Source organism: Rhodanobacteraceae bacterium (genome assembly GCA_016713135.1).
GTDB lineage: Bacteria > Pseudomonadota > Gammaproteobacteria > Xanthomonadales > SZUA-5 > JADKFD01.
The window spans coordinates 98,059-115,991 of the sequence record JADJPR010000018.1 but is presented as its reverse complement, the minus strand read 5'-3'; the positions used below and the strand labels follow the sequence as shown (position 1 = coordinate 115,991).

The 17,933-nt window shown below is 68.4% G+C and carries 8 protein-coding genes and 2 pseudogenes; 7 read left to right on the top strand and 3 right to left on the bottom strand.

Annotated features, from left to right (window positions below; genetic code table 11):
- Positions 1–114 precede the first annotated feature (114 nt).
- The gene (locus IPK27_14825; protein MBK8068843.1) at positions 115–5,052 is read left to right on the top strand and encodes an NAD-glutamate dehydrogenase; all 4,938 of its coding nucleotides are present in this window, start codon (positions 115–117) and stop codon (positions 5,050–5,052) included.
- Positions 5,053–5,271: 219 nt separating this feature from the next.
- On the top strand, positions 5,272–8,082 hold the full coding sequence (locus IPK27_14820) for a serine/threonine protein kinase (GenBank protein MBK8068842.1): 2,811 nt from the start codon (positions 5,272–5,274) through the stop codon (positions 8,080–8,082).
- Between the two features lie 110 nt (positions 8,083–8,192).
- On the opposite strand, the pseudogene IPK27_14815 reads toward IPK27_14820, so the two are convergent.
- From IPK27_14815 to IPK27_14805, 3 genes and pseudogenes are all read right to left on the bottom strand, one after another.
- Positions 8,193–8,669, bottom strand: a pseudogene (locus IPK27_14815) (peroxiredoxin).
- A 150-nt stretch (positions 8,670–8,819) separates the two neighbouring features.
- Entirely contained in the window at positions 8,820–9,140 is a 321-nt protein-coding gene (locus tag IPK27_14810) for a non-heme iron oxygenase ferredoxin subunit (protein ID MBK8068841.1), read from the bottom strand.
- Positions 9,137–9,637 (bottom strand): SUF system NifU family Fe-S cluster assembly protein, encoded by a 501-nt coding sequence (locus IPK27_14805; protein ID MBK8068840.1) that lies wholly within the window; start codon positions 9,635–9,637, stop codon positions 9,137–9,139. The genes IPK27_14810 and IPK27_14805 overlap by 4 nt, the downstream gene beginning before the upstream one ends.
- 123 nt (positions 9,638–9,760) lie before the next feature.
- Here IPK27_14805 and IPK27_14800 point away from each other — a divergent pair, with 123 nt between their 5' ends.
- The 5 genes and pseudogenes from IPK27_14800 (at position 9,761) to IPK27_14780 (ending at position 17,866) form a co-directional block, all read left to right on the top strand.
- On the top strand, positions 9,761–12,118 hold the full coding sequence (locus tag IPK27_14800; GenBank protein MBK8068839.1) for a hypothetical protein: 2,358 nt from the start codon (positions 9,761–9,763) through the stop codon (positions 12,116–12,118).
- A 188-nt stretch (positions 12,119–12,306) separates the two neighbouring features.
- A pseudogene (gene dxs / locus IPK27_14795) lies at positions 12,307–14,242 on the top strand (1-deoxy-D-xylulose-5-phosphate synthase).
- A gap of 93 nt (positions 14,243–14,335) precedes the next feature.
- Positions 14,336–15,250: a PAS domain S-box protein gene (locus tag IPK27_14790; protein MBK8068838.1), complete on the top strand. Its 915-nt coding sequence runs from the start codon at positions 14,336–14,338 to the stop codon at positions 15,248–15,250.
- Positions 15,251–15,395: 145 nt separating this feature from the next.
- Complete coding sequence (locus IPK27_14785; protein ID MBK8068837.1) at positions 15,396–17,159, top strand: EAL domain-containing protein; 1,764 nt, start codon at positions 15,396–15,398, stop codon at positions 17,157–17,159.
- Positions 17,160–17,701: 542 nt separating this feature from the next.
- Positions 17,702–17,866, top strand: a complete 165-nt coding sequence (locus IPK27_14780) for a hypothetical protein (protein MBK8068836.1) — start codon at positions 17,702–17,704, stop codon at positions 17,864–17,866.
- Positions 17,867–17,933 lie beyond the last annotated feature (67 nt).

Here is a 17,933-nt window from a genome sequence, read left to right as displayed (position 1 = left end):
CGCGCACGCGCTGCCTGAAGCGTCGCTGGCCGCGATGCTGCACCGCGGGTAGAGCCTGCAACCCAACGGGGCTATCTTTACGGTTCCTTCGCAAATCAGCGACTTTCGCCCGTCATGAGCGCAGCACATAACGCCGACGCCAGCCTCGCGCTGGTGCAGGTCCAGGATTCCCTGAAATCCCTGGTGTCCGGTCCCAAGCTCAAGGAAGCCAGCGCCTTTGCCGCGCGGCTGTTCGAGTTCCTGCCGGAGGACGAGTACGGCGACCGTACCTCCGCGGTCTGGGCGGCGCTGACGCTGGACCTGCTGCGTTTCTTCCGCGAGCGCCCGGCGCATGCCGCCAAGGTGCGGGTGTGCAATCCGACCCACGAAGACGATGGCTGGGAGAGCACCCACACGGTGATCCAGATCGTCAACGACGACATGCCCTTCCTGGTCGACACGGTCAGCATGGCGATCGCCCAGGACCACACCCTGACGCACCTGATCCTGCATCCGGTGATCAAGGTGCAGCGCGATCCGGGCGGCCACATTCTCGGTTTCGGTCAGGACGACGGGCTCAAGTCCGAGTCAATCATGCATATTGAGGTGGACCGCCAGACCGAGCCCGGACGCCTGGAGACGCTGTGCGAGCGTATCGAGCGCGTGCTCGCCGACGTGCGCGCTTGCGTGCGCGATTTCGACGCTATGCGCGAGCGTCTGCTGGGACTGGCCGAAGGCTTGTCGGCGCGTGAACTCCAGCACGATTCCGAGCATGTCATCGAGTGCGGCGATTACCTGCGCTGGATGGCGGACAATCACTTCACGCTGCTCGGCTACCGCGCCTACGAGACCAGCGGGCCTGAGGGCAATGAAGTGCTGCGCGCTGTTCCCGGCAGTGGCCTCGGGCTGCTGCGCGGCGACGAATCGCAACTCCCGGCGCGCCCGCTGTCCTCGCTGGCGGCACGCGACTTGCCGCAGGGCACCCTGCCTGACCTCCTGATCCTGTCGAAGACCAATGCGCGCTCGACCGTGCATCACCCGGGCTACATGGACTATGTCGGCGTGCTGCGCTTCGACAGCGAAGGCCGCCCGGTTGGCGAGGATCGCTTCCTCGGCCTTTACACCTCAACCGCCTACACCACGCGGCCGAAGGACATCCCGCTGATCCGCACCAAGGTGGACGTTGTGTTCGCGCGCAGCAACCTCCACCGCAGCGGCCACGGCGCCAAGCGGCTGCAGCACATCCTGGAGACGCTGCCGCGCGACGAGCTGTTCCAGGCAACCGCCAACGAATTGTTCGATACCGCCGTCGGCATCCTCAACCTGCAGGAACGCCAGCGCACCCGTTTGTTCGTGCGCCGCGACCGCTACGGCCGCTATTTCTCCTGCCTGGTCTACATCCCGCGTGACCGCTTCACCAGTGAGATCCGCGAGCGCATCGAGCAGACCCTGAAGCGCGCCTTCGCCGGCGAGCGCTTCGACTCCTCGGTGCACGTCTCCGAGTCGATGCTGGCGCGCCTGCATGTGGTGGTGCGCCCGAAGGCCGGCGAGAAGCCGGTCTACGAGGTGCGCGAGATCGAGCAGCGGCTGGCGCAGATCGTGCGCAACTGGCAGGACGAGCTGCGCGACATCCTGATCCAGAAGCACGGCGAGGAACGCGGCACCAAGCTGAGCAACCGCTTCGGCAAGGCATTGCCTGCCGGTTACATCGAGGCGGTCACGCCCTGGGTGGCTGCCGCCGATGTCGAGGCCGCGGCGCAACTCAGGGACAGTCAGGATGTGCGCCTGCAGTTGTACCGCCCGCGCAAGAAGAGCGACGGCGCGCTGCGCTTCAAATCGTTCCGCATGGGGGCACCGATCGGCCTGTCGGACGCCCTGCCGATGCTGGAGAACATGGGCCTGAGGGTGCATTCGGAGCATCCCTACGAGATGCAGGTGCCGGGCATCAACATCCACATCCAGGATTTCGAGGTGGAGCCGCTGGTGCACCTCGGCGAGAACCTGGACCAGGCGCGCGAGCGCTTCCAGGCGGGCTTCGAGCAGATCTGGCGCGGCCGGGTGGAGAACGACGGCTTCAACCGCCTGGTGCTGGGTGCCGAGCTCGACATCCGCGACGTGGTGATCCTGCGCGGCTACTGCAAGTACCTGCTGCAGACCGGCGTCACCTACTCGCAGGCCTACATGGAGCGCGTGCTCGCGCTGCACCCGATCACCACGCGCATGCTGGTGGAGCTGTTCCACGCTCGCTTCGATCCAGCGCGCGAGCAGAAGGCACATGCGGATGCCTCGCGCCGGCGCATGGAGCGGGATTTCACCTCGCTCGCCAACGAGGAACTGCGCACCCGCCTGCCCAACCTGATCGCCACCGTGCTCGACATGTACATCAAGCCGCGCGAGGAACAGATCGCGCTGCTGGAACAGGTGCTGGGCGACCTGCTGGAGGTGGTGTCGAGCCTGGACGAAGACCGCATCCTGCGCGCGTTCAAGGACACCATGCGCGCGACGTTGCGCACCAACCATTACCAGCGCCTGGACGGCAAGCCGAAGGACTATGTGTCGTTCAAGTTCGACTCCAGCCGGGTGCCAGGACTGCCCAAGCCGGTGCCCTATCGCGAGATCTTCGTCTACTCGCCGCGGGTGGAAGGCGTGCACCTGCGCATGGGCACGGTGGCGCGCGGCGGCCTGCGCTGGTCGGACCGGCGCGAGGATTTCCGCACCGAGGTGCTGGGACTGATGAAGGCGCAGACGGTGAAGAACGCGGTGATCGTGCCGGTCGGCGCCAAGGGCGGCTTCGTCGTCAAGCAGCCGCCGGTCGGCGGCGACCGCGACGCAGTGCTGGCCGAGGGCGTGGCCTGCTACCGCACCTTCATCCGCGGCCTGCTCGACATCACCGACAACATCGTCGACGGCGCGGTGGCGCCGCCGGTGGATGTGGTGCGTCACGACCCGGACGATCCCTACCTGGTGGTCGCCGCCGACAAGGGCACCGCGACCTTCTCCGACATCGCCAACGCGCTCAGCCAGGAATACGGCTTCTGGCTCGACGACGCCTTCGCCTCGGGCGGATCGAAGGGCTACGACCACAAGAAGATGGGGATCACGGCAAAGGGCGGCTGGGAGAGCGTCAAGCGCCATTTCCGTGCGATCGGCAAGGACAGCCAGGCCGAGGACTTCACCTGCGCCGGCATCGGCGACATGTCGGGCGACGTTTTCGGCAACGGCATGCTGCTGAGCCGCCATATCCGCCTGGTCGCGGCCTTCGACCACCGCCACATCTTCCTCGACCCGAACCCGGATTCGGCGCGCAGTTTCGTCGAGCGCGAGCGCATGTTCGCCCTGCCGCGCTCCTCGTGGGCGGATTACGACGCCAGCCTGATCAGCGAAGGCGGCGGGGTGCATCCGCGCAGCGCCAAGTTCATCCCGATCACGCCGCAGGTGCGCGAGGTGCTGGGCATCGACGACGAGGTCACCCAGCTGACCCCGGCCGAACTGATGCGCGCGATCCTCAAGGCGCCGGTGGAGCTGCTCTGGAACGGCGGCATCGGCGTCTACGTCAAGGCGACCAGCGAGTCCAACGACGAGTGCGGCGACCGCGGCAACAACGCGGTGCGCGTCAATGGCCGCGAGCTGCGCTGCCGCATCGTCGGCGAGGGCGGCAACCTCGGCCTGACCCAGCGCGGGCGCATCGAGTTCGCCCAGGCCGGCGGTCTGCTGAACACCGACTTCATCGACAATTCGGCCGGCGTGGACACCTCGGACCACGAGGTCAACATCAAGATCCTGCTGAACACCGCGATCGAACTCGGCCAGCTCACGCTGGAGCAGCGCGACGAACTGCTGGTGGCGATGACCGACGAAGTCGAACGCCTGGTGCTGTTCGACAACTTCCGCCAGAACCTGGCGATCAGCCTGATGCAGGCGCTGTCGGTGCCGCGCCTGGGCTCCAAGCAGCATTTCGTGCGCACCCTGGAGCAGCAGGGACTGCTGGACCGTGGGCTGGAATACCTGCCAACCGACGCCGAGTTCGAGGAGCGCAAGGCCAAGGGCCAGGGCCTCAGCCGGCCGGAGCTGTCGATCCTGCTCTCGTATTCGAAGATCGTGCTGTACAAGCAGTTGCTCGATTCGGACGTCCCCGAGGACGCCTACCTGTCGAAGGAACTGCAGATGTACTTCCCGACGCCGCTGCGCGAGCGCTTCGCGCAGACCATGGAGAAGCACCGCCTGCGCCGCGAGATCATCGCCACCCAGGTGACCAATTCCATCGTCAACCGCATGGGCGCCACCTTCATCATGCGCATGGCGGAGGACACCGGCAAGAGCGCCGCCGAGATCGCCAAGGCGTTCACCATCGCGCGCGAAGTGGTGCATGCGCGCGAGTGGTGGGCGGAGATGGACAGCTGTGGCGGCGTGCCCGAGCGCGTCTACATCGACGTGACCCTGAGCATCTGGAATCTGCTGCGCAACCTGACCCGCTGGCTGCTGCAGCTACCCACCCAGAAGCTGGAAATCGCCGCGATCGTCGATCGCTTCTCGGCGGGCTTCGAGCAGTTGGTCACGGCGCTGGACCAGGTGCTGCCGGAGAGCTATCGCCTGCGCTATGCGGAGAAGGAGCGGGAACTGACCGCCGCAGGCTACCCGCAGGCGATGGCCCGCCGTATCAGCGCGCTCGGCGCGCTGAATTCGGCCTTCGACGTGATCGACCTGGCGCAGGAGCAGAAGGTGCCGGTGGTCGAAGCCGCACGGGTCTACTTCGACATCGGCGAGGCGCTGCACCTGAAGTGGTTCTCGGACGCGATCGAGACCCTGCCGGTGTCCGGCCGCTGGCATGCGAATGCCCGCGGCGTGCTGCGCGACGAGTTGTTCAGCCAGCGCCGTGCGCTGGCGGCGCAACTGCTCAAGCGGCCGGCGCCCGCGGGCCAGGGTCGGGTGCAGGCCTGGGTCGAGTCGGCCGACAGCACGCTGACCTTCACCCTCGGCATGTTCAACGAGATCCGCACGCAGAAGTCGCTCGATTACCCGACCATCTCGGTGGCCGTGCGGCGTCTGGCGTTGCTGGTGGCCTCGGGGGCCTGATCCTGGGTAGCCCGAAGTACCGCGCAGCGGTGCTTCGGGTGCTTGCCGCAAGTACCCGGAGCACGCGCGCTGCGCGTACTCCGGGCTGCGCAACGCGAGCCTTCGGAACCTGGACAGCGATCCGGGTGCTGTGACCGAAGCCTGCAGCCGCCGGCTGCCACCGAGCAAGCGGTGGCGCTTGCCCCTACACTGGCGGCCTCGGATCGATCACGGCCCCGGATGGCGCAGGAACCCGCGAAGACCTCCATGGTGGGCGAGCATCCGACCATTCCGGTCCCGCAGCACGACGGCCCGGCGGATGCGCCGGGCCCTGGCGAGGCCACCACCGCAGCGGCCGGCGAACCGTCGATCGGCGCGATGGTCGGCCCGTGGCAGCTGCGCCGGCTGCTCGGCCACGGCGGCATGGGTGCGGTCTACCTGGCCGAGCGCACGCGCCAGGACTTCCAGCAGCGCGCGGCGCTCAAGCTGATCAAGCTGGGCATGGACTCGGGCGAGATCCAGCAGCGCTTCCTCGCCGAGCGGCGCATCCTGGCGCGGCTGGAACACCCGAACATCGCGCGCCTGATCGATGGCGGCGTCGACCAGTCGGGGCGCCCCTACTTCGTCATGGAATGGGTGGATGGCCTGCCGCTGATCGAGTACGCGGACAGCCACAACCTGGATGTGCCGGCGCGCCTGAAGCTGTTCCTCAAGCTCTGCGATGCGGTCGCGCACGCACATCGACAACTGGTGGTCCACCGCGACCTCAAGCCCGGCAACATCCTGGTCGATACGCGTGGCGAGCCGCGACTGCTCGATTTCGGCATCGCCAAGGTGCTCGAGTCCGATCGCGAGGACGACACCTCGGCCACCGGACCGCGCTTCTTCACCCGCGCCTACGCCGCGCCGGAGCAAGTCCGTGGCGAACCGGTCAGCACCGCAACCGACATCTACGCGCTCGGCGCGGTGCTATTCGAACTGTTGACCGGAACAGCGCTGCACCGCGCGCGGATGGCCGGCACCGACACCCGCGACCTGCTTTCGCTGGCGCGTCGGCGTGCCGGCGACGAGGGCCCGGCAGCGGTCAGGCCGACGGCGCTCGGCGGCGACCTGGCGCTGGTGGTGGCCATGGCCGTGCGCGCCGAACCGCAGCGGCGCTATGCCAGCACCGAGGCCTTTGCCGACGATCTGCGCGCCTGCCTCGACGGCCGCCCCGTGCGCGCGCGGCCGGACACCTTCAGCTACCGCGCACAGCGCTTCATCCGACGTCATTGGGTGGTGGTGGGGGCAAGCGCCGCGGTTGTGCTTGCAGTCATCGCCGGCGCGGCGCTTGCCCTGTGGCAGGCCAACATCGCGCGCCGCGAGGCCCTGCACGCTGAAGCGGTCAGCAGCTTCCTGTCCGAGGTCTTCGAGAGCGCCACACCCGAGGGCGCCGCCAGCGGCGACATCACCGCGCGCTCGCTGCTGGAGCGCGGCAGCCAGCGGATCGAACGCGAACTGGCCGCCGAGCCGGCGGTGCGCGCACGGCTGTACGCCTCGCTGGCGCGCGCCTGGTTCTACATCGGGGACTACGCGCGTGCCGCGGAGATGTACGAATCCGGCCGTGGGCTGGTCGATGCGGACAACTGGCTCACCGAGGTGACCCTGCTGCGCGGGCTGGCGCAGGCCGAACTGGCGATGGGCCAGATCAAGCTGGCGCGCACGCATGCCGACCTTGCCCTGCAGCGGCTGGCCACCGCGGCGGCGGACGATGCCCTGGAACACGCGCGCACCTTGGCGGTGGCCAAGAGCATCACTGGCGCGGAGGGCGACCCGGTGCGCGCGCGAACGCTGGCCGGCGAGGTGCATGCCACCCTGGCGCAGCGACTCGGCGCCAGCGACGAGGAAACCCTGCTGGCGCTCAATGACCTGGGCGCCTGGACCCTGGAGAGCGGCGATGCCGCCGGCGCCCTCCCGATCTTCGAGCAGGTGATCGCGGAACGCCGGCAAGTGTCGGGCGGCGACCACCCGGAACTCGCCACCGCCATGCACAACCGCGTCCTGGCACTGTCCGCCCTGGGCCAAGTCGCCGACGCGCTGATCGCCGTCGGCGAAGTGGTCGCGCTACGCCGCCAGATCCTGCCTCCGCTGCACCGCGACCTGGCGCGCAGCCTGGGTGCGCAGGCCAACCTGGAATCCCGCCAGGGCAATTATCGGCGCGCTCGCGAACTCCGGCGCGAGGCGCTGACCATGCTGCGTGCACAGCGGCGAACGGACCAGTTGTTGCTCGGCCAGGAGCTGACCAACCAGGCCACCGACGTGTTGCGCCTGGGCGACCTGGCGAGCGCCCGCGTCGACCTGGTCGAGGCCATCGAGCGCCTGCAGCCACAGCTCGGAGCGGAGGATCCGCGCGTGCTCGCGGCCAGTTCCTACCTTGGCCTGGTCGAATTGCAGCTGGGCGAATTGCAGCCCGCGATCGACCGCCTGCGCGCGATCAGCCAAGGCGAATCGGACACGACCGCGCTGCGCCAGCGGCTGGCGACGCGACGCTACCTCGCACGCGCGCTGCGCTGGCAAGGCAAACCGAGCGAGGCACTGGATGCGCTGGCGCCTGCGCTGGCATGGCCGGCCGGCGAGTTCCCGCGCCAGAGCGGCACGGCGCGCGGCCGGGCCTGGATCGAGTACACCCTGGCGCTGATCGATATCGGCGACCGCCCCGCCGCCGGACGCGCGATCGATTCCGCCGGACAGGCCTTCGCGGAAAGCGGCGCCATCGGTGCCGAGGACGCAGCGCAATTGCAGATCGCCCGTGCGCGGCTGGCGCTGGCGGACGGCAAGCCGGGCGACGCACTCGACCAGGCGCAATCCGCGTACGACGCCCTGGGTCGGATCTACGGCCCGGAGCACTTCGAGGTCACCGAGGCGCGCGGCGTGCTGGCCCAGGCGCGTTGGCACTCACATGCCGACCGCAGCGCCCGCGCGGCGGTCAGCGAGGCGCTCGAGGAATACCAGCGACAGCGCCCCTGGCACCCGGATGCCGTCGCGCTCCAGGCGCTGCTGACGACTCGATAGCGCCGCACAGGCGCGCCGCGCCCGAGCCCCGCCTCGCCGCGACCCCCCCCCCCCCCCCCCCCCCCCCCCCCGCGTCCCTGCACGGCCCCCCCCCGGCCCGGCAACGGCCCTAGTTTCTCCAGCACCGCTTCTGCGCTCGACACCTTGAACTCGCCCGGCGCCTCGACGAACAAATGCGTCACCACGCCGTCCTTCGCCACCAGCGCGAAGCGCTGGCCGCGTACGCCCATGCCGAACTTGGTCGCATCCAGTTCCAGGCCGAGCGCCTTGACGAAGGCGGCATTGCCGTCGGCCAGCAGGTAGATCTCGTCCGGCACGCTCTGGCTCTTGCGCCAGGCGTCCATCACGAAAGCATCGTTGACCGCCATGCACACCACGGCATCGACACCCTTGGCCTTCAGCGCATCCAACTGGTCGACATAGCCCGGCAAGTGGCGCGCCGAGCAGGTCGGCGTGAACGCACCCGGCACCGAGAACAGCACCACGGTCTTGCCGGCGAACAGCTCATCGGTGGCGATCTGCTGCACACCGTCCTTCAGGTAACTCAGGGTGGCGCTCGGGATGCGGTCGCCTGTTTGGATCGTCATGACATGGTTCCGTCTGGTCTGAGGGCTTTCGATTCTAGGTTGTGGGTTGTGAGTTGTGGGTTGTGGGCGGCGGAAGCTGCGAGTCCGCAGCACTGTCGCGACAACCGACTGCTGCCCACAACCCAGAACCCACAACTCACATCCCGCTGATCAATCCCATCGATCATCCCGCACCCACACCACCCCGTCCTCGATGCGGATCGGGAACACCGCGGTGGCTTCGTAGGCGGGCGCGCACAGGGCGGCGCCGGTGCGCAAGTCGAAGCGCGCGCCGTGGCGGGGGCATTCGATTTCGTGGCCGCAGATGGCGCCGCCAGTGAGCTGGCCGCCATCGTGGGTGCACACGTCCTCGATCGCGTGGAACGCGCCCTCGACGTTGACCACCGCGACCTGCGCGCCGTCGACGTCGAGCACGCGGCACTGGCCGGGCTGGATCTCGTTGATGGCGCACACGCGCACCCAATCGCTCATATCTGGCTCCGTTGGTTGGCGGCGCGCGCCGGCGGCAGCGCACCGCGGATGTCGATGTCGGTGGAGGTGGCGAGGCGCCCGGCAAGCGCGCCAGCGAGCGTCGCCCACGGCAGGGTCACGGTCTTGATCCGGTTGGGATGACCCATCACGCCGATCAGCGCGTTGTACTCGCCCAAGCGAGGATCCTCCGCCCGCGCGGGGTTTCGCGTGACCAGGTCGATGGCAGCCTCGCACAGCGCCGCGGCTTCGTGGACCGACTGCCCGGCGATCAGGTCGCCCATGATCGAGCAGGCCGCCAGGGTCATCGCGCTGGCCTCGGCCTCGAAGGCAAAGTCGGCGATGCGACCGTCGGCGAGCGCAAGGTCCAGCGTCAGGGAGTCGCCGCACAGCGCATTGACCCCGTGCGCGCTCAAGCTGGGCGCGACCAGGCGCCCGCGCCGGCGCGGCGCGCGGTTGTGGTCGAGCACGACCGTACGGTAGGCATCGGACAGGGTCATCCGTCGATTCTATCGGCGAAAGGTGAACGCCTGGTCGCCCGCACCTTGCCGCCTCGGTGACGTGCACCTTAGGCTGCCCGCATCCTGGCTGTCGGTATGGGCATGCGTCGCTTCGCCTGTTTGATGCTCCTGCTTCTTTGCAGCCGTCTGGCGCACGCCGCCGCCGTGGAGCCGTCGACGCGATTGCCCGCCGACACCGGGCCTTGGGTCGTGCGCGCCTATTTCGACAGCAAGGCGCAACTGAACCTGGCGGCGCGGCGCAGTCCGCCGTGGGAGGTCAACCACGCGCAGCACTACGCGGTGCTCGAAGTCGCCAACCGCTTCGAATACTCGCAACTGCTGGCGCAGGGCTTCCGTATCGGCATCGATCCCGACTTCACCCTGTTGCTGCGCGACCCGGCCGCGGCGCTGCGCTCGGTGCCCGGCTTCGGCTGCTACCGCACGGTGGAAGAGACGCTGGCGAGCCTCGACGAGTTGGTGGCGACGCACCCGACGCTGGCCAGCAGCATCGACATCGGCGATTCCTGGGAGAAGACCCGCAACGCCGCACTCGGCTATGACCTCAAGGTCCTCAAGCTGAGCAACTCGGCGATTCCGGGCCCGAAGCCGCGGCTGTTCGTCGTCGGTGCGCTGCATGCGCGCGAGTACACCACCGCCGAGACCGTGATCCGCTTCGGCGAATGGCTGCTGGCGCGCTATCCGGTCGACGCCGACGTGCGCTGGATGCTCGACCATCACGAGGTGCACCTGCTGCCGCAGGCCAATCCCGACGCGCGCAAGAAGGCCGAGGCCGGCCTGATGTGGCGCAAGAACGTCAACGAGAACTACTGCGGTGCAACCAGCAACCGGCGCGGCGCCGATCTCAATCGCAATTTCACCTTCGAGTGGGGCGCCCACAGCGGTTCCAGCGGCGAAGCCTGCGACGAGAGCTTCCGCGGCCAGGCTGCCGCCTCCGAGCCAGAGACGGCGGCGATCATCAGCTATGTCGCCAACCTGTACCCGGACTTGCGCCCGCCGGACCTGGTGACGCCGGCACCAGCCGATCGCAGCGGCGTGTTCCTGGACGTGCACAGCTACGGCGAACTGGTGATGTGGCCGTGGGGCTTCGACGCCGCGCTGGCGCCGAATGGCGCTGCCATGCGCACGCTCGGCCGTCGCCTCGGACACCTCAACGGCTATCGCCCGCAACAAGGCGTCGAGCTGTACGTCACCGACGGCGGCACGCGCGACTTTGCCTATGGTGAACTCGGCGTGCCGGCGCTGAGCTTCGAGCTCGGCACCAGCTTCTTCGAGCCGTGCGAGCGCTTCGAAGGCCAGGTCCTCGACGCGAATCTGGCCGCCCTCGTCTACCTGCTGCGGGTCGCCCGGCTGCCGTACCTGGAGCCGTCCGGTCCGTCGATCGAGGAACTCGGGCGCAACCTCGCGGAAGTCGGCGAGTCGATACGCGTGGTCGGGCTGGCGGAAGACGCCGCGTTCAACCAGGCGAATGGCAGCGAGCCGGTCGATGCGATTGCCGGCGTCGATCTCTACCTGACACAGCTGCCGTGGGATCCCCTGGCGACATCGCGCGCGGCGCAGGCCGCGGACGGCGCCTTCGATGGCGCCAGCGAATGGTTCCACACCGATGTGCTGCTCGAGGACGACGCGCCGGGAACCCACAGCGTGTTCCTGCGCGCCCGCGATGGCATCGTCGGACCGGCCTACGCCGCCAGCATCGAACTGGTCGCGCCGGGCAGCAGCGGGCGCGTGACTGGCGAGCTGCGCAATGCCAACACCGGATCCCTGCTGACGGTTCCGGCCGTGCTGCAGCTCGATACCTCAACCACCCTCGCGCTGCCCGGCGAGCAGATGCAGTACGCCCTGCGCGCATTGCCCGGCAGCCGCACCCTGAAGGCCAGCGCGGAGGGCTATGCACCGCTGGAACTGGCAGGCTTGAATCTCACCGCCGGACAGACCCTGGTGCGCAACCTGGCGCTGGTGCCGGTCTGCAGCCTGGTCGAGGACTCGGCCAGCGGCGGCCTCGGGAACTTCAGCGCGCAGCCGCCCTGGGGCATCGGCAGCGCACGCTACTTCAGCGCCCCCGCTGCCTTCACCGATTCGCCCGATGGCGACTACGCCCCGAATGCCGACATCGCGCTCTCCCTGGTGCCGCTCGACCTGCGCGACGTGTCCCATGTGCACCTGCAGTTCCAGTCCTGGTGCGACACCGAGGCCGGCTTCGACCGCGGGCGCATCGAGATCTCCACCAACGGCAGCGCGTGGACCGAGGTCTGGACCTGCAGCGGCAGCGCCGAATGGCAAGCGGTGCAACTGGACCTCGGGGCACTGGATGGTGCTTCCAGTGCCCACATCCGTTTTCGCCTGACCAGCGATGGCGCGGTGCAGCGCGAGGGCTGGAGCGTCGACGACATCGTCCTCACCGGCGCCGGGGCAGTGTGCGGCGGGTCACCGGATGGGTTGTTCGGCGATGGGTTCGAGTGACGGACTGGCCTTGCGGCTAGCAGTAAAAAGTGAAAGGTGAAAAGTGAAAGGGGGCGAGCTCGCGCAGTGGCGCATCGGTTCGCCTCTGCCGCTTCACCCTTTCACTTTTTACTTTTCACCTTTCACTGCTTTCCCCCTGCCCGGATTCGTTCTGGACTCGCCTACAGGCCGTGCATGACAATTCGGCCATGCTTGAGAATCAAGGGCTTCACGACTTGTCCACGTTTGCGCTGCTGAACACGATCAACGACCCGAAGGACCTGCGCCGGCTGCCGCGCGAAAAGCTGGCGCCGCTGGCCGATGAGTTGCGCGCCTTCGTGCTCGAATCGGTGTCGCAGACCGGCGGCCATCTGTCGAGCAATCTCGGCACGGTGGAGCTGGCGATCGCCATCCACTATGTGTTCAACACGCCGGAAGACCGGCTGATCTGGGATGTCGGCCACCAGAGCTATCCGCACAAGATCCTGACCGGTCGCCGCGAGGGCATGGCCAGCCTGCGCCAGCTCGGCGGCATCAGCGGTTTCCCCGCGGCGCGAGGAGAGCGTGTACGACGCCTTCGGCACCGCGCATTCCTCCACCTCGATTTCCGCCGCTGCCGGCATGGCGCGCGCTGCGGTGATCAAGGGCGAGAAGCGCCATGCGATCGCGGTGATCGGCGACGGCGCGATGACCGCCGGCATGGCCTTCGAGGCGATGAACAACGCCGGGATCGAGAAGGACCTGCCGCTGATCGTCATCCTCAACGACAACGACATGTCGATCTCGCCCCCCGTGGGCGCGCTGAACCGCTACCTTGCGCGCCTGATGAGCGGCCAGTTCTACGCGCACACCAAGAAGGGCATCGGCAAGGTGCTGTCGATGGCTCCGCCGCTGTACGAACTGGCGCGGCGCTTCGAGGAACACGCCAAGGGCATGGTGGTGCCGGCGACGATCTTCGAGGAATTCGGCTTCAACTACATCGGCCCGATCGACGGGCACGACCTGGAATCGCTGGTGCCGACCCTGCGCAACATCATGTCGCGCATCGATGAGGGCGACGGCCCGCAGTTCCTGCATGTGGTCACCCGCAAGGGCCAGGGTTACAAGCTGGCCGAGGCCGATCCGGTGCTCTACCACGGCCCCGGCAAGTTCAACCCGAGCGAGGGCATCCGCCCGGCCAAGTCGACCAAGGTCAGCTACACCCAGGTGTTCGGCGACTGGCTGTGCGACATGGCCGCGGCCGATCCGCGCCTGGTCGGCATCACCCCGGCGATGCGCGAAGGTTCGGGCATGGTCGAGTTCGAGCAGCGTTTCCCCAAGCGCTACTTCGACGTCGGCATCGCCGAGCAGCACGCGGTGACCTTCGGCGCCGGCATCGCCTGCGAAGGCATGAAGCCGGTGGTGGCGATCTACTCCACCTTCCTGCAGCGCGGTTACGACCAGTTGATCCACGACGTGGCGCTGCAGAACCTGCCGGTGACCTTCGCGCTGGACCGCGCCGGCATCGTCGGCGCCGATGGCCCCACCCATTGCGGCGCCTACGATCTTGCCTACCTGCGCTGCATCCCGAACATGGCGGTGCTGGCGCCGGCCGACGAGAACGAGTGCCGCCAGTTGCTGTCCACCGCCTTCGCCCACGATGGCCCCGCTGCGGTGCGCTACCCGCGCGGCACCGGTCCGGGCGTCGAGGTGAAGAAGACCCTGGACACGCTGCCCTGGGGCAAGGGCGAGATCCGCCGCCGCGGCCAGGCGGTGCATGGCCAGCGCATCGCGATCCTCGCCTTCGGCGCGCCGCTGCAGGCGGCGCTCGGTGCCGCCGAGAAGCTCGACGCCAGCGTCGCCAACATGCGCTTCGTCAAGCCGCTGGACGAGGAACTGCTGCTGGAACTGGCGCGCTCCCACGACGCGCTGGTCACCGTCGAGGAAGGCTGCGTGATGGGTGGCGCCGGTAGCGCTTGCCTGGAAGCGCTGAGCGCCCATGGCATTGCGCTGCCGCTGCTGCAGCTCGGCCTGCCCGATGTGTTCATCGAGCACGGCGACCCGGCACGCCTGCTGGCGCTGAACGGCCTGGACGCCGACGGCATCGCGCGCAGCATCCGCGAGCGTTTCCCGCAGGGCCGCAACGTCCGCGCCGCAGCCGCCTGAACCGATGAGCCGGTCGGCGCCCGGGGCGGATTGGCGGCGAAAGGCATCTGGCCGACACCGCCAGATCACGGGTCTTTCGTTACACTGGCGCACATGTCTGCCATCGCTGCCCCGCAGTCGGAACTGGAACTCCTGGCCCGCGTCTTCGCAGCGCCCGAATCGCTGGCGGTGGTCACGCGCCTGCGCGACAGTGCCATCATCGCGCTCAGTCCCGGATTCGGATGTCGCTTCGGGATCCAGCCCGGCGAGGTGATCGGCCGCACCGCGCTGGAGGCCGGCCTGTGGCGCGATGCCGCCCATCGCGCCAGCGTGCTGAACCTGTTGCAGCAGCAGGGGTCGATCACCGGCGAGCCGGTGTCGATCCGCGCACGGGACGGCCGCCAGTACGACGGCCTGATGACCTGCGCACTGATCGAGCACGCTGGCGAGCCGCACCTGTTCAGCCTGATCCAGCAGGTCCGCGAATACGCCAGCGAGGCCGAAGCGCGCACCCGCGAGATCGAGAGCCTGCGCACGCTGATCCTGGAGTCCGAGGTCGGCGTGTACCGCCGGCGCGGGCTGCCGCACGGGCTGATCGATGCCAATCCGGCGCTCGCGCGGATGCTCGGAAGCCCATCGGCGCAGGCTTTGCTGGCCGCCTGCGCCGGCCGCGCCGAATTCGACTACGTGGATCCCGCGCACGCCCGGCATCTGGACGAACGCTTGCGCGCGGAGGGACGATTCGCCCACGTCCGCGCCGAGATCCGGCGCTTCGACGGCAGCAGCGTGTGGGTCAGCGAGAGCGCGCGGGCGGTCTTCGATGCCGACGGCCGCCTGCTGCACGCCGATGGCACCATGATCGACATCAGCGGCCAGATGCACGCGGAGCAGGCGCTGGCGCAGAGCGAGGCGCTGCACCGCAACCTGGTCGAGAACTCGCGCGATGCGGTGTTCCTGATGCAGCATGGCAGGTCCAGTACGCCAACGAGGCGCTCGCGGTCATCCTCGAGTGCCGCACCGAGGACCTGATCGGCGCGAGTTATTTCGACTGGGTCGCACCCGAGGACCTCGATGCGCAGGCGCAGCGCCGCCAGGCGCGCGAATCGGGTTCGCAGGAAACCCAGGACTACGAGATCCGCCTGCTGCGACGCGACGGTGCCGGCGCCTGTGCACCGTGCGTGCCGGCGCGGTCCAGTTCCGCGGCGAGCCGGCATCGATAGGAACCCTGCGCGACATCACCGAGGAGCGCGCCCAGCAGACCCGGCTGGAGGCGGCCGAGGAGCGTTACCGCCTGCTGTTCCAGCACGCCGTGCTCGGCATGTACCAGAGCACCCTGGACGGACGGCTGATCGAGGTGAACGTCGCCTTCGCACACATGTTCGGCTACGACGCGCCGGCGCGGATGTGCGCAGAAGTGACCGACATCGGTACCCACTACGCCGATGCCGAGCTGCGTCCGCGGGCGATGGCTGCGCTGCAACGCGAAGGTCAGTTGCTCAACTGGGAAGTCGAGCTGGTGCGTCGCGACGGCACCCGCTTCTGGGCCCTGGCGAGCATGCGCCTGGTGCGCCACCACGAGGGCGACAGCGGCCATCTCGAGGGCAGCCTGATCGACATCAGCGCGCGCCGCGCGGCCGAACTGGAACTCGACTACATCGCGCACCACGACAGCCTGACGGGCCTGGCCAACCGGCGCAGCTTCGAGCGCAGCCTGAGGACCATCCTGGAACGCCTGCAGGCCGGCGTCGAAGGCCCGCATGCGGTCCTGCTGCTGGACCTGGACCGTTTCAAACTCGTCAACGACAGCCTTGGGCACGCGGCCGGCGACGAATTGCTGGTGCAGTTTGCGGCCCGGCTGACGCATGAATTCGGTCGCGACCTGTGGCTGGCGCGCTACGGCGGCGACGAGTTTGCGCTGCTGTCGCGTGCGCGCCTGGACCGAGCCGGGGCGGTCGATGTGGCGCGCCTGGTACAGGATCTTGCGGCCGCGCCTTTCCAGGTTCGCGGGCACCAGGTGTTCACCGGGGCCTCGATAGGCATTGTCATGATCGACGACGGCGACATGCCGCCCGAGGACATCCTGCGCGATGCAGACACCGCGATGTTCCGGGCCAAATCGCAGGGCGGCGGACATGCCCTGTTCGACCGCCGCATGCACGCCGCAGCAAGCGCGCGCCTGGCGCTGGAAACCGAGCTGCGCTTCGCGCTGGCGCGCGGCGAACTGGTGGCGCACTACCAGCCGATCGTGGAACTCGGCAGCCGGCGCGTGGTTGGCGTGGAAGCCCTGGCGCGCTGGCAGCATCCCACCCGCGGCCTGCTGCCGCCTTCGCAGTTCCTGTGCGTGGCCGAAGAGAGCGGGATGCAACTGGAGATCGATTTGCGCATCCTAGATCAGGCGCTGGCGCAATGGACCGGTTGGCTGCGCGAACGCGGGGAGCAGGCACCCGCGAGCCTCAGCGTCAATGTTTCCGACCGACTTTTCACCTCTGCGGAGTTTCCAACCCGACTGCGCGGAATGCTCGAACGCTGGGGTGCCGATGCCGCCCGCCTGCATCTGGAAATCACCGAGAGCGTGTTCCGCAGCAACCATGCGAGCCTGCGCGAATCGCTGGCGGCGTTGAAAGCGCTCGGCGTACGCCTGGTGGTGGACGATTTCGGCACTGGCTATTCCTCGCTGGTGTCGTTCTCCGAGGCGGCCTTCGATGGCTTGAAGATCGACCAGGGCTTCATCCGCGATCTCGACAGCAATCCCCGCCACCGCGCCATCGTGCGCACCATCGTGCAGTTTGCGCACGACCTCGGCCTGAGCCTGGTGGCCGAGGGCGTGGAGACTGAAACGCAGGCGGAACTCCTGCGCGAATTCGGCTGCGAACTGGCCCAGGGCTTCCTGTACGCCCGCCCGATGGCGCCGGAGCAGGCGCTGGACATTGGTCGCTGAGACTGCACAGGTGTCGCAGTCGGTTGTCGGACGCGGCGTCGCCTTGGCGGGATGGAGCGCCCGGGTCGTCAAAGGCCAAGAGCGATCCGCAGCCGCGGTTGGGCGGATCACTCGAAACCGTCGCTGAGGAATCATCCGGGCGATACGCGTAGACATCGTCGACGAACCAGCTGCTGCCGCTGGCAGTGCTGCTGTCGCTGCCGAACCAGACCGAGCCGACCCCGGGCGTGGTCAACCCGTGTGCGCGATCGGCGGCGATCCGCGCGCCATTCAGGAAAATGTCGTAGCGCCCTGTGTCCATGCGAAAGCGCAGCTCGAACACCAGCGTGGCGCCGACGCTGTAGCTGCCGATGGCCGTCGTCATCGGCGCCGCCGCGTCAGCAATCGCAATCGTGCCGCCACTGCCCAGGCGCAGGGTCGCATAGTCGTTGGCGGCGCCGTCGCGTTCGCGCACATTGATGATGAAATTGTCCAGTTGCGCCGGCTTCAGCACGAAGCCGATACGGGCCTCGCCGGCCGCCACTTCAGCGCCATCGAGGAAGGTGAAGACCACGAAGCGGGCCGTTCCGGTGGCCAGCGGGGTGATCCGCAGCGACGGTGTCGGCAGCACGCCGGCCGGCATCACGAATGCCTGCAACTGGCTGGCGATCGATACCGGCTGGCCCTGGATCGCGCCGCCAGTGCCGATCTGCGCGCCCAGCGGCTGATCGTTGAAGGTGGCCGCGAGCAAGAGGATGTCGGGATTGCTCCCGGCGCGGGCCGGGGTTGCGACAA

Coding starts and splice junctions, on each gene's coding strand:
- IPK27_14825 (MBK8068843.1), top strand. CDS start 115: ATGAGCGCAGCACATAACGCCGACGCCAGCCTCGCGCTGGTGCAGGTC.
- IPK27_14820 (MBK8068842.1), top strand. CDS start 5,272: ATGGCGCAGGAACCCGCGAAGACCTCCATGGTGGGCGAGCATCCGACC.
- IPK27_14810 (MBK8068841.1), bottom strand. CDS start 9,140: ATGAGCGATTGGGTGCGCGTGTGCGCCATCAACGAGATCCAGCCCGGC.
- IPK27_14805 (MBK8068840.1), bottom strand. CDS start 9,637: ATGACCCTGTCCGATGCCTACCGTACGGTCGTGCTCGACCACAACCGC.
- IPK27_14790 (MBK8068838.1), top strand. CDS start 14,336: ATGTCTGCCATCGCTGCCCCGCAGTCGGAACTGGAACTCCTGGCCCGC.
- IPK27_14800 (MBK8068839.1), top strand. CDS start 9,761: ATGCTCCTGCTTCTTTGCAGCCGTCTGGCGCACGCCGCCGCCGTGGAG.